General features: G+C 42.6%; 14 protein-coding genes. 5 read left to right on the forward strand and 9 right to left on the reverse strand.

Annotation, left to right across the window (positions count from 1 at the left end):
* Positions 1 to 82: 82 nt before the first annotated feature.
* Positions 83 to 397: a transposase gene (locus tag IMPJCBKJ_RS13045; protein ID WP_138600120.1), complete on the reverse strand. Its 315-nt coding sequence runs from the start codon at positions 395 to 397 to the stop codon at positions 83 to 85.
* Positions 398 to 655: 258 nt separating this feature from the next.
* On the opposite strand from IMPJCBKJ_RS13045, the gene IMPJCBKJ_RS13050 reads away from it, so the two are divergent.
* Positions 656 to 1,081 carry a BLUF domain-containing protein gene (locus tag IMPJCBKJ_RS13050; protein WP_054552394.1) on the forward strand — a complete coding sequence of 142 codons (426 nt, stop codon included), beginning with the start codon at positions 656 to 658 and terminating at the stop codon, positions 1,079 to 1,081.
* A 15-nt stretch (positions 1,082 to 1,096) separates the two neighbouring features.
* Here IMPJCBKJ_RS13050 and IMPJCBKJ_RS13055 read toward each other — a convergent pair whose 3' ends face one another.
* Positions 1,097 to 2,188 (reverse strand): MBL fold metallo-hydrolase, encoded by a 1,092-nt coding sequence (locus tag IMPJCBKJ_RS13055; protein WP_166340646.1) that lies wholly within the window; start codon positions 2,186 to 2,188, stop codon positions 1,097 to 1,099.
* 132 nt (positions 2,189 to 2,320) lie between these two features.
* Positions 2,321 to 2,977, reverse strand: coding sequence for a DUF2959 domain-containing protein (locus IMPJCBKJ_RS13060; protein WP_054552396.1), 657 nt, complete (start codon positions 2,975 to 2,977; stop codon positions 2,321 to 2,323).
* Positions 2,978 to 3,063: 86 nt separating this feature from the next.
* Between IMPJCBKJ_RS13060 and IMPJCBKJ_RS13065 the strand changes: the two genes are divergently transcribed.
* The 3 genes from IMPJCBKJ_RS13065 to dtd are packed head-to-tail and all read left to right on the forward strand — an operon-like array spanning position 3,064 to position 5,340.
* The gene (locus IMPJCBKJ_RS13065; protein WP_054552397.1) at positions 3,064 to 3,936 is read left to right on the forward strand and encodes a virulence factor BrkB family protein; all 873 of its coding nucleotides are present in this window, start codon (positions 3,064 to 3,066) and stop codon (positions 3,934 to 3,936) included.
* 25 nt (positions 3,937 to 3,961) lie between these two features.
* Positions 3,962 to 4,915, forward strand: coding sequence for an alpha/beta fold hydrolase (locus IMPJCBKJ_RS13070; RefSeq protein ID WP_166340647.1), 954 nt, complete (start codon positions 3,962 to 3,964; stop codon positions 4,913 to 4,915).
* Positions 4,903 to 5,340, forward strand: a complete 438-nt coding sequence (gene dtd, locus IMPJCBKJ_RS13075) for a D-aminoacyl-tRNA deacylase (RefSeq protein ID WP_130167197.1) — start codon at positions 4,903 to 4,905, stop codon at positions 5,338 to 5,340. Before IMPJCBKJ_RS13070 ends, dtd begins: the two co-directional genes overlap by 13 nt.
* A gap of 7 nt (positions 5,341 to 5,347) precedes the next feature.
* Here dtd and IMPJCBKJ_RS13080 read toward each other — a convergent pair whose 3' ends face one another.
* Positions 5,348 to 6,037, reverse strand: coding sequence for an SAM-dependent methyltransferase (locus IMPJCBKJ_RS13080; RefSeq protein WP_138618022.1), 690 nt, complete (start codon positions 6,035 to 6,037; stop codon positions 5,348 to 5,350).
* Between the two features lie 228 nt (positions 6,038 to 6,265).
* Here IMPJCBKJ_RS13080 and IMPJCBKJ_RS13085 point away from each other — a divergent pair, with 228 nt between their 5' ends.
* Positions 6,266 to 7,159 carry a bifunctional GNAT family N-acetyltransferase/hotdog fold thioesterase gene (locus IMPJCBKJ_RS13085; protein ID WP_166340648.1) on the forward strand — a complete coding sequence of 298 codons (894 nt, stop codon included), beginning with the start codon at positions 6,266 to 6,268 and terminating at the stop codon, positions 7,157 to 7,159.
* 66 nt (positions 7,160 to 7,225) lie between these two features.
* Here IMPJCBKJ_RS13085 and IMPJCBKJ_RS13090 read toward each other — a convergent pair whose 3' ends face one another.
* From IMPJCBKJ_RS13090 to dapA, 5 genes are all read right to left on the reverse strand, one after another.
* Positions 7,226 to 8,263, reverse strand: a complete 1,038-nt coding sequence (locus IMPJCBKJ_RS13090; protein ID WP_138602473.1) for a phospholipase A — start codon at positions 8,261 to 8,263, stop codon at positions 7,226 to 7,228.
* Positions 8,264 to 8,449: 186 nt separating this feature from the next.
* Entirely contained in the window at positions 8,450 to 9,568 is a 1,119-nt protein-coding gene (locus IMPJCBKJ_RS13095) for a succinylglutamate desuccinylase/aspartoacylase family protein (RefSeq protein ID WP_166340649.1), read from the reverse strand.
* 5 nt (positions 9,569 to 9,573) lie between these two features.
* Entirely contained in the window at positions 9,574 to 10,779 is a 1,206-nt protein-coding gene (locus tag IMPJCBKJ_RS13100) for a PLP-dependent decarboxylase (protein ID WP_166340650.1), read from the reverse strand.
* Complete coding sequence (locus tag IMPJCBKJ_RS13105) at positions 10,779 to 11,519, reverse strand: 2,3,4,5-tetrahydropyridine-2,6-dicarboxylate N-succinyltransferase (RefSeq protein ID WP_166340651.1); 741 nt, start codon at positions 11,517 to 11,519, stop codon at positions 10,779 to 10,781. The genes IMPJCBKJ_RS13100 and IMPJCBKJ_RS13105 overlap by 1 nt, the downstream gene beginning before the upstream one ends.
* Before the next feature lie 14 nt (positions 11,520 to 11,533).
* The gene (gene dapA / locus IMPJCBKJ_RS13110) at positions 11,534 to 12,418 is read right to left on the reverse strand and encodes a 4-hydroxy-tetrahydrodipicolinate synthase (RefSeq protein ID WP_138602467.1); all 885 of its coding nucleotides are present in this window, start codon (positions 12,416 to 12,418) and stop codon (positions 11,534 to 11,536) included.
* Positions 12,419 to 12,534: the final 116 nt, after the last annotated feature.

Raw genomic sequence — 12,534 nt, forward strand, 5'->3', positions numbered from 1 at the left:
CCAGCCGGCGACACAGATAACCAACTGCACAACTTCTTCACTGTGCGTTTGGCGTCTGTGACCTTGTGGATATATTCGAACCTTATTCTTTTAGGCTGTCGAAGTAGACCTTCGCCTTTTTTAAAACGTCATTCTCCAACTGAGCATCTTCGAGTTGCTTCTCAAGCTTGCGAATTTGGCGTTCTAAATCTGTGTATGATTTGTCAGGGCCTTGGTTCTTTAGTGGCTTTGCCGTTTTCTTTTTCGAGGTCATGTGACTTCTCCAACTTGATAGCATGTCAGGATGAATACCGTACTTATTAGCGACCATCTTAACTGTATCTGTGGTGTCTAACGACTCTTGAACGACTTTTATTTTAAATTCGAGGGAATATCTACGCTGTGACTTTACTTTCATGATTACTGACTCCAAAAAGGTGTCTACTTTTATGGAGTCAGATCAGTCAGCCGTAAAAAATCGAGAAGTTAGATTTCAGAAGTCAGATATCAGTTGATCGAGAGGGTGGTTTTATTTTTTATGTAATTACACAAACAATCTTGTTGTTGAGGAATGTATTTTACTTTGTTCTAACCACTAACCACTAACCACTAACCACTTTTTACTAACTCCCCCATCTGTACTATCTTTTCTAAATCCAACTTGCAGGAGAGTAAGATGTATTTAGTTAGACTGATTTATACAAGTGAAATTAGCGATGGGTTTGGGCCTAATGATATTGAGGATATTCTCGAAAAGGCGAAAAAGAAAAATGCTGAATGTAATGTAACAGGGCTACTTTGTTTTAATAGTACTCATTTTATGCAGTGTCTTGAAGGATCGCGAAAAGCAGTGAATGCAACGTATCATCGTATTTTGAATGATAAAAGGCATCGCAACATTATCATGCTGAACTATTGCGAAATTGCAGAGCGGGAATTCGAAAAGTGGTCGATGGGGTACATACCATATTCAAAACTAACAACGCCATTAAATATTAAATACTCAGGTACTAGCGATTTTAATCCATTAGCAATGTCAGCAGGAAGTGCTCACAAATTGATGCTTGCTTTGCGAGACTCCATGCTGGATAAAGTTATTTAATATTAGCCCGTACCTTTAAAGCGAGATTTGCTCTCCTTCGTTCATTATATAAACCGGAACTTGGCTGTTCATCTGCTTTTGCATATTTAACAACCTAAGTAATGCCGAATGACTTGAATGGTCACCCATTTGCCAGCTTGAGTTGCCGTAACCCCATGGGATCATCACTTTACAGCTTAACTCTTCTGCCGCGTTTAATGCATCTTCAGGTGTAGTATGAACATAACGATACCACTTACCATCTTCTTCATGGTAGTAGGAAGCAATTGGCATTAAGCACACATCAATCTCGCCGTATTTTTGCTTAATATCTAGAAAGTGTTTTGAGTAACCGGTATCACCAGCAAAAAACAAGGTCTTACCATTTTGCTCAAGTAACCAACCATTCCATAAGTCTTTATTGTGGTCGTCGTAAATGAAAGGCACCATAATGCGACTGCTAAAATGATGGGCCGGCACCGAATGAATCGTTAGGTCATTAATTTGTGTACTTGCATACCACGCCATCTCTGAAATATTAAAGCCACCAGTCGGAAAATTATCTGCAAAGCCTAGTGGCACTAAATAGCGGGGAGCATTACCAATTTCTTCGATATCTGCTTTATTAAAATGGTCATAGTGAATGTGTGAGTACATTACCGCGTTTAAACCTTCGAGCTCTGACTTAGTAGGCCAAAATCCGGGCTTACGATAACTGCCACCAGCAAGTTTAAAGGCCAAGTCTACGGGTGAGTCAAACTGATCTTTAACAGGGTCAAACAACAGTTGTTCACCATTTGGTGATTGAATATAAAAGCCTGCATGACCTAACCAACGGACTATAAACCCTGTATTTGTTGCTGGAACTATTTGTTCTGCTTGATATTGGCACTGAGAATTGCTGTCATCACATATAAGTAGCTCTGATGGTTCATAGCAATTGTCTGTACAGGTTGTTGGGTATTCTTTATCACCCGGATAAAGGTTGTGGTAGCGACCTTCGAAGTCACCTTCAGTTTTTAATGGGGTTATAGTGCCTTCACCGGCAATAACATTCACTGTATTTGAGTTGCTACATGCGCTTATAAGTGCTGCTGCAATAAGTGTTGAGAGTGTTTTTAAATACATACTATGCTTACTTTTTATTCTTTGCCGTGAGTTTAGCAAAATAAAAATTAAGATAAATCATTAAAAAGTAACAAGAGGTTACACAAAAAAGCCTACGTTTAAGTAGGCTTAGATATTAATAGCTTGAGCTGATTAGCCCGCTTTATTCATTTGCTCAATGAACTTATTCGAGTCTTCAATTGATTTGTTCATATCGTCCATTAACACTTTAATATCCCGTTTAAGATTTGTGAACTCACCTTTGATAGCTGTAACAGCCTGTGCGTTTAGGTTATGTTTTAAGTACAAAACATTGTCATGTAAAGATGATAACACCGGCTCCATTTTGCTTTCTGCACTGCGCATTGAGCGAAGTAGTTGATCAAACTGGCGCTTAGTTGCATTGAGCTTTTTGCTGCTTTCACGTTTTAGTGAGGCGCTTTTGTATTGTTCTAGCTCGTCGGCCCATTCATCAAACAGTGCCTCAGCTACATCTTCTACTTTATTGATATTGTTTGTAACGTCGTTCGCTGCAGCTAAGCTCGACTCGTAATCATCATTCAGTTGATTGTAGGCATCTTGTAGCTCACCACCATCAAAGTTGATCAGCGTGGTTAATCTGTCTAGTGCTGATTGAAACTCTTCTTGTGACTCTTGCTGTGCTTCTTTTGTTTCTTCTACGCGGTCCACTAAAATGTCGCGTTTATGCACACCGACAGACTCCATGGCTGAGTAATAAGCTGACTGGCAGCCCGATAATGCCATTGTAACTGCAAATAGTGGTGCACTTAAAAGTGTCAGTTTTTTCATTGAGAATCCTTTTTAGGTACCTGTCATTTCAAATTATGTGGTGGATTGCTATGATTATCAAAACATTTTAGCAGAAATTAGATTCTATGGACGAGAAGCTCAGTCGGTATAAGCTGCAAATAAGCATTTTCTTAAAACAACAACCTGCTTGGTGGATGCAGTATCTCAATCGTTGTATTGACGATCAAATCACAGTCAATGCGGGTTATTTGGCTTATGTAACCTTATTATCAATCGTGCCTTTAGTGGCAGTTGGTGTGGCTATTTTTTCTGCTTTCCCAGGTTTCGAAAGCACCTTGGTAACCATAGAAAACTTCTTGTTTACTAATCTTGTGCCGACCTCTACAGATGTAATTAAAGAGCATATCAGCGCTTTTGCCGGTAATGCGAATAAAATGACTGCCGTCGGTGTGGGCTTTTTAGCGGCGGTATCCTTGTTACTTATTCGCAATGTCGATGCTACATTAAATCGAATTTGGCGTATAAAGAAAAAGCGCCCAATGATGATTTCGTTTGCCGTTTATTGGATGGTGCTCAGCCTAGGCCCGGTGTTATTAGGGGCTAGTATTGGTGTTACTTCATATATTGTGTCGTTAGTGTCGTTTGCCGATCAAGGCATTCCCGGCTTTAGCGGCTTTTTATTGAAACTATTACCTTACATAATTTCAATGATTGGCTTCATTATGCTCTATACTTTAGTTCCTAACACACGAGTTCCATTTAGAGCGGCAATTCCGGGCGCTTTGTTTGCAGCTATGTTGTTTGAGCTGACAAAAAAAGGCTTTGCTTTGTACATCAGCCACTTCCCATCATACGAAGTTATTTATGGGGCGTTGGCGACAATCCCTATTTTATTTGTATGGGTGTATTTGTCGTGGATTGTCGTATTACTCGGTGCAGAATTTACTGTATGTATCAGCCCTGAGAATATCGAGGACACGCCTGATATAGAGGTTTAAATTCACTGCACCTAAGGAGAGCGAGGTGCAGTTACATCCACAATATGTTGCCAACCGTGATTATCACTTAAGTGTTGGCGATGGTCATCAAATCCATGTGCAAGAATATGGTGCGTCTACAGGGATTGCTGTGGTGTTATGCCATGGCGGTCCTGGTGCGGGTCTATGCCCTGAAAATTGCCGCTTTTTCGACTTAGAACGTTTTCGAGTGATCATGTTCAGTCAGCGCGGTTGCGGTCACTCAACACCCCATGATAGTTCAACCAATACCACCTCAGAATTAGTTGCCGATCTCGAGTATTTACGCCAGCAACTGGGTATTGAAAAGTGGCTGGTGTGTGGTGAGTCATGGGGTGCCACTTTGGCACTTGTCTATGCTATTCATCACCAAAAGCATGTTGCAGGGCTTATTTTACGGGCTAGCTTTTTAGCTTGTAACAGTGACTTCGAGTGGCTTTACACAACAAAAGGAGCCGGCGCGCATTTTTACCCTGAATGCTTTAATGAATTTGCACATAATTACACTGATTGGCACGCCTTACTCGACTTTTATCAGCAGCAACTAAACAGTGACGATCAAATTAAAGCTAGTAAATTTGCCAAGTTATGGTGTCATTGGGAGCAGGTATTGTGTCATGGTGAGCCTTTGACAAACTGGAGTTTACAGGAGCCCCATGTCGGGTTAAATCAAGCAAGGTTAATGGTGCATTACTTTCGTCATCACTGTTTCATTGAAGAAGGCTTTATCGCAGAAAATGTACATTTACTGACTCATTTACCGATTTGGTTTATTCATGGCCGCGCCGATTTGATTTGTCGATATAGTGCCGTACAGCAGCTTGCTGAGCAGTTAAATGCACAATTATTGATTTTAGATGGCATTGGGCACAGCAGCGATAATCAGGTATATTTGGCGGCAATGCGACGTGCCGCAGATTTAATGTATATCAAGTTATCGAGGGATCAATGCAAGGCTTAATTCAAAGAGTAAAACAAGCAAAAGTAGAAGTGGCAGGCGAAGTAGTGGGTGAAATTTCACAAGGTATTTTGCTGCTATTAGGTGTTGAAAAACAGGATACCGAGCAAAGCGCCCAGAAGCTTTTACACAAAGTCAGCAATTACCGCATTTTTACCGATGAACAAGGAAAGATGAACTTAAGTTTGAACGATATCAAAGGTGAGCTTTTAGTGGTTTCGCAGTTTACCTTAGCAGCCGACACCAAAAAGGGCATGCGTCCAAGCTTTTCAAGTGCTGGCACGCCAGAACAAGCCAATACGCTCTATGAGTATTTTATTGCAGAGGCTAAAAAAGCAGGCTTAACAGTGGCTACAGGGCAATTTGGTGCTGATATGCAAGTAAGCCTATGTAACGATGGTCCCGTTACTTTTAATTTATCTGTGTAATAGACAGCTACTTTTTGATCATCACGATATGATTCACGTAGTCGGGGATTTTTACAATGCTTGGGCGCTTGCCAAACTCGGTGATTAGCAGGTGCTCAAGTTGCTTTAGTTGCGATGGGTGATTAGATAAAAAATTAATGAACAACAAGCCATCTTTTGCCATCGCTGCTCTTAGTTTGGTGTAAAACAGGTGCTTGTATAAAAATAATGGTGCATCTACCTCACTGAATAAATCTAAGATGATCCAATTGTATTCGTTGTTTTGCTCTAATACTTGCTGCGCATCAAAACAGTGCAGGTTACTGGCATGGTCGCCACCAAAGTAACGTTTATAGCAGTGAATTATGTCGGGGTTTTTATCAACCGATGTCAGTTGGCTATCAGGGTAGGTGTGCTGTAAGTAGTTACGAATAGCACCACCACCTAGGCCTAATTCTAAAATCTTTTTCGGTTCCTCTAAGTCTTGCCAAAGCTTTGCAAGGTATTGTAAATGAGGGAAAAGTAATCTGGCAGGTCGGCGTTTTTCAATGACCGATTGCAGGGTTTCGTTGATCAGTAACCAGCGTAATTGGTTAAGTTGCCTAACTTGAATACTGTAATTGCCTTGTTTATGCCAATAAATGAGCTGCCCTAATCGGTGACAGTCCTCAATAAAACTATGTTTTACTGCGCCACTGGGTTCAAGAAAATGTTCCATATTTCGGGCCTTTAGCGTGTTATTATAATAATTAGACAATTATTTCAGCATAGACCAGTAAGCATAAAGTGCAATTGTGCATTAGTTTTTACAGCCATGAATAATAATTTAGGCTGGGTCACCAAAGTATTATTCCAACTTGATAGAAGATCGCGTATCGTAATCCGCATTGCAAAGGCCACGACAGAAAAACAACAGACCCGTGGCTGAATTATCACAGGAGTTTTTATGTTTAAAGTGACCACCCCGCAAAGCAGCGAAGATTGGCAAGCATACTATTCATTACGTTGGCAGGTTTTAAGAGCACCCTGGGGCGAGCCGCGCGGTTCTGAACAAGATGACTTAGAGCAAGACGCAGAGCACCGCTTTATCAAAAATAATGATGGCGAAGTATTAGGCGTAGCTCGCCTGCATTTTAATAATCATCAGCAAGCGCAAGTTCGTTATATGGCGGTTGCTGAAGGTAATCGTAACCAGCATATTGGTAGCCGTTTATTACATGAATTAGAAAAAATCGCATGGACTCAAGATGCAGATGAACTGGTATTGTTTGCTCGTGAGCGAGCCCTTGATTTCTATAAGCGTCATGGCTACGAATTAAAAGAAAAAGCACACCTTGCCTATGACGATGTACAGCATTGGAAAATGGTAAAACAAAAACCCTCTGAGCCGGGTTGGTTCCGTCATCCAAACTGGACACAAGTACTACAAAATACGTGGCGTGAGTCGATCCCTATCAGTGATGCAATGGGAATTAAAGTAGAAAGCTATACCGATTGGCAGTTTACTACGCGCGCTGATCTAGATGCGAACTTAAATCTTCATAACACTATGTTTGCCGGCTCGATTTATAGTTTAGCGACCTTAACAGGCTGGGGCGCAACTTACCTAGCGCTTAAAGAAGCTGGCCTTGAAGGGAATATCGTGTTAGCAGATGCCAACATTAAATACCTTAAACCACTGAATAACGATCCTCGCGGGAGTGTTGAGTTGGCTGGTTGTAAAGGCAAGTTAGTTGATTTAGAAGACAGTGGTAAAGCAAGCTACCATGTGCCAGTAAATGTATACGATGGTGATGTGTTAGTGGCAGAATTTGAAGGTCACTTCATCGTTAAAAAATAACGAATATTCAGAGCGAGCTAATTAAAGCTCGCTCTTTAAGTTAAAGCAAGTCAGTTAACATAACAATTAAAGCAAGTCAGTTAACAGAATACCCACACCAAAACGTTCAATATCAGCGTTGTAATCAATTAAGCTCTCGCCATAACCATTGAAGTATTGTGCGTAGCCACGTAATCGGCCCCAAAGAGGGAAAGACCAATCTAATTGAATTGCACCACGGTTATCTGAATTTAAGTTATTACGGGTCATAAAGCTAAACTCATGCTCGTTGTAACGGTATGCACCCGAGAATTCAAAGTAACCCATGTATTTGTAGATATCAGGGTTGTCATCACCTTTAGCTTCTAGTTCATCATCTTTTTTATCTTCAGGAATGCGGTACCAAGGCTTAAAGCTAAATACAAAGCCATCTTTTTCCCATAAGAAGTCAGCATAAATACGGTTCCACGAACGTGAATTAGGCTGGCTGCGGCCATTAGATTGATGTGAAGCACCAATTGCAATCGCCATTTCATCGCCCCAAAGCACATGCTCAGGATCAAGGTAGTTCACCCAGAAGATCTCTGGTTCGTAGTTTGTTTCACGAAACGGCGATGAAATATCTTTGTTATAAAACTGCCAAAACGATTGCATGGTAAATGCAAAAAATACGCCTTGGTCTTTATCTGAGAAGCCTTCGAAGATAGGCACTTTGATTGATAATTGATATTTTACTTCAAGATTATCAAGTGGCTCGCCATCGACTTCTTCAGCGAGGTCTTTTAGGCCATCAAAAGGGCGCTCATTCGGATTAGATACGTAAGAAAGCGGTAAAATATAGTTACGCTTATGTGGGGTGATCACATTACGGTTTTTCTTGCTTACTTCTTCACGGGCTTTACGTTTGTCTAAAGCGGTGAGCTTTTTGCTTTCATCTAAATCAGAGCACTTTTTACGAAGTTCTTCGAGTGTTTGCTTGCCGTCACCGCCAATAGCTTCGTTCAAAATACACTGCTTTACGAGTTCTAGTGCATCATCTTGTTCGTTAGTTTGTGGTTGTTCAGTTTGAGCAAATACAGGTACAGAAAATAAGCCTGCGGCTGCCAGCCAAATGCGCCATCCCATTGCAGTTCCCTTTCAGTAGACTTGTAAGTAGGTATAATTATAACGATTTTTACATAAGTAACCGTGAACTTGTACTGAATTGTTGAAATTTTAGGTAAATAGAGAGCCCCAAGCTAAGCTTGGAGCCCTGCTGTAACGGCCTAAGAGCATAAGCCGTTGACTCTCACGCAATGAGAAGGGATGAGCTTATAGCTCAAATACGTTGGTAAAAAACTTATAAAGTTCGGTACCTTGATTCACGCTTGCTGAAGCAAAATGCAAAATAGCAATGGCGTCTTTATCAAAACTTAATGTTTGTAGCGGCTGCTCAGAAAGGTAGCGCTCCATTCTTAAAATATGGGCGATAGGCTCACCAGCTTTAATATGGCCGCCCAGTGGGGCAAGGTATTCAACCATGCCACCCATAGGTGCATAGTAAGCTACATAATCTTCAAGCATGCAGGCATAGCGTGTCATCGCTTTTGGATGATACGCAGCATCAACTAATACCTCTTTGTGATTGAGGTAACTTAAAATGCTATTTGCATCTTCAAGTGCCGCACTTAAATCGATTTTTTCTTGGCTACCAAGTTCAACAGTGAATGCTTCGACTTGAACAGCAAATTCACGGCCTTGTTTGCCAAGCTCTTCAGATAGTGACCACCATGGGCAGAAACTCGCTTCATCCATCGCGCCATCAAAATCACTTGGGATCAGTAACACATGCTCGATGTTGAAGTAGCTTGCGCTGTCTTTGGCGTATTCAGGGCAATATAAGTGCTTACTCGAGATAGGCCCGGTGTGAAGGTCTAAAACAATATCTGCCTGATGGGCAAGCTTTTGCAAGTTAAGGGCAATACGCTTACCCGTTGTTAGGCTGTAATCAGGGCCTGTTAATTGACTATCGATGTCAGCAACGAGTGCCTGTTTAAACGCCGCTTTAAGGGTCGCATCATCACAGTCTTTGTGCTGTTCAGCAATCTGTGACGGTAACGCTTTATTAAAGCGGTACATGCGGTTCCAGTTGGTGCCCGTAATTGGATCGAAGCGACCTAAAGTAAACTCACCTGATTTTTGATTGCAACCAATAGGGTTGGCATAAGGCACTAGGGTAATATCGCCACGCAGCTTGAGTGATTTTAGCTGCTCAAGCAATTGATAAATTACTGCATTACCTTGTACTTCAGCGCCGTGCATATTGGCTTGTATATACACGTTTGGGCCTGTGCCATCCCCTTTTAAGCGATACACTGGGATTGTCAGAGGTAGGCCGTTGGCAATCTCGCCAACCACAATATTCTCTTGGCTGATTAATTCTTTACTCATGGCGATTACCTTAAATAATAGCTGGCATCTTCAGCGCTACGAATGCACTCAATATTGCCTTGTTCAAGGATGTATTCAGCGGCTAATTCGTGGCATAAAAAGTACGGCATACTTTCGGTAAAGCCATACGCGCCACATTGGCTGAATACCAACCAGTCTTGCTCATTTAAATCGCTCGCTAATTGGTGTTCACCTAAGCAATCAAGGGCGGTGCAAAGCGGGCCGTATAAAGTCATTGCCGCAGGCTCAGCCGTCGATTCGCGAAGTAAGGCCGCAGGGAAATCTTGGCTTGTCACAGCTGGGCGAAGTAAATGGTTAATACCGCCTGATAAAATCACCTGCTGTTGATTGTAATTTACTTTACGCTCAACCACTGGCGTTGCGTAATGGCCGCATTCGCCCACCGCATAGCGGCCAAGTTCCATCCAAAGCTCTTTGACACCGGCATCTGCTTTAATGCTAGCCAAAGTCTCAATAAGTGCAGACCAATCGAGTCGGTTAGCATCTTGAGTATAAGGAATGCCTAAGCCACCCCCTAAGTCGAGAATATTAAGGTTAATGTTTAATGAGCGTGCTAGCTGTTGCAGTGGCGCAATCATCGCGCGCCATAGCTCGGCGAGCTTGTCAGTGCTCAGCATATTGCCCCATTGGAAAATATGCAGACCATCAAAGCTAAGAGCAGGGTAATCACTTGCAGTAAGTGCTTGCCATTCATCGCAGCCTAAACCAAAGGGGGTGAGGCTATCACCACCGAGTGGATTCTTTTCGCTGTCTGGCCAACGAAGTTGAACACGCAATAGAACTTGCAGCTGACAATTTGCTTTTGTTGCTTGTTCGTTTAACCAGCGCACTTGGTTAATGCTCTCGGCCACAAAAGTACGTACGCCGCGAGCAATAAAATGTGAAATTTGTGCAGGGCTTTTTGCAGGCCCTGTGTTGAGCACGCGCTCGCTATCGATGCCTTGAGCAAGTACTTGCTCAAGTTCACCTTTACTTGCAACATCAAAGTTAAACCCTGCGCTGTCTAAACATTGAATAATGCGAGACAGTGGGTTGGCCTTAACGGCATACCAAAGTTTTACATCGGTTTGCGCAGTCAGTTGATTTAAATGTGCAGTTAATTTATCTAAATCATAGATGAAAAATGGCGTATCAAGATGCGTTGAAACTTGCTCAACCGCTTGCTTGATGGGCGTGCTCAAAAAGCTCATTAACGTAAAACCTCTTCTAACAGTAATGATGCATCGCTTTGTTCATCACGGTATTTCACGATCAATGCACACGACATGCTAAGACCTTGTTCACGAGCCCATGCATTTGAAGCTGGGCGAGAGCCAGGGATCACAATCGCGTTTTCTGGGATGGCTTCACCTTTGTCTAGCTGGCGCTCGTTAACGCAATCGTAAACAGGAATGGTTGCCGATAAGCGTACACCCGGCGCAAGTACAGCACCTCTTTCCACAACCACACCTTCAACAATAACGCAGCCTGCACCGATGAATGCGTCATCTTCAATAACCACAGGGCTGGCACCAATTGGCTCAAGCACACCACCTAATTGTACTGCTGCACTTAGATGAACATTTTTACCCACTTGTGCGCATGAACCCACTAATGCGTGGCTGTCGACCATCGTGCCTTCGTCGATGAACGCGCCAATATTTACATATGCTGGTGGCATGATAATGGTGCCTTTAGCAACGTGTGCGCCACGACGAACACTGCTACCACCTGGTACCATACGCACGCCAGCATCGGCTGCAAAGCCTTGTGGAGCTAAGTTGTGCTTATCAACAAAACCACCCGGGAACTCAGTGTTTGTGCCATTTTTAAAGGCTTCTAAAATGCCTTGTTTAACTTCAACATTGGCGTGCCAGTTGCCGTTCTCGTCTTGTGTTGCCGCGCGAACTGCGCCTGATTCTAAGTTGTTTAATAATTCTAACCAGCTCATGATAAAACCTGTTTTTAGTTCCAAGATAAAATTGTGTTGTTTGCGTGGGTGATGCTGTCTGTTTGCTCAAGCTCTAAATGCGTAAGCGGCGGACGTAAATGCGGGGTATTTATTTTACCTTGCAGGTGCATCAGTACTTTTACGGGGATTGGATTTGCCACAGCGAATAAACTTTGAATCGCTTGCGACCAATCGGTGAATAGATTTGGGTATTGACCACTTAAACTGCGTTTAACAAACTCATGGGTTTGACTCGGCCAAGCATTCGCGGCAACCGAAACTAAACCTTTTGCTCCTGCTTGAGCAAAATACGGCATAAGAGCATCATCGCCACTAAATATGGCCAGTGTTGGCGATGCCGTTCTAAAGCCTTCAAATTTGCTAATGTCGCCACTGGCTTCTTTTAAAGCCCAAAGATTTTTGTGGTCAGCAAGGTTTTTGATCACCTGCGGTGAAATCTCAACTGCACTGCGTCCAGGTACGTTATACAGCATACATGGGTGATTACTTGCATCAAGAAGGCTTTCAAACCAATGTGTTTGGCCAACTACCCCAGGTTTTGCATACAGAGGTGAGCCCAATAGATAGCCATGAATAGGTAGTTGGTTGCAGTATTCAACCCAAGCAACTTGTTGCTTGAGGTTCATGCCGCCCACAGCAACCATGAGTGGTACACTCGGTGCTAATTGGCAAACATGCTCCACGATGGCTTGTTGCTCTTTGAGTGAAAGCGCCAGTCCTTCACCGGTACTGCCAAGTAATAAAATGCCGTTATTTGCATCTTGCTGCTCAGCGACCAGTTGTTCAAGGGCCGTGTAATCGACCTCGCCAGATTCAGAAAATGGCGTGACAAGCGCTGTCCATAATGGATAGTCGTTTAAATCAAAATTGTTGATCATCTCTCACGAACTTATAAGGTATTCGAAGAGTTTATGCGGGAACATTTGAATGGAGCCGCATGTCGTCGTTCGAACAAGGTATAATTCGAAGAGCGAATGGGCTTAAAATAATAAAG

The organism is Pseudoalteromonas sp. MB47, assembly GCF_011319765.1.
GTDB classification, from domain to species: domain Bacteria; phylum Pseudomonadota; class Gammaproteobacteria; order Enterobacterales; family Alteromonadaceae; genus Pseudoalteromonas; species Pseudoalteromonas simplex.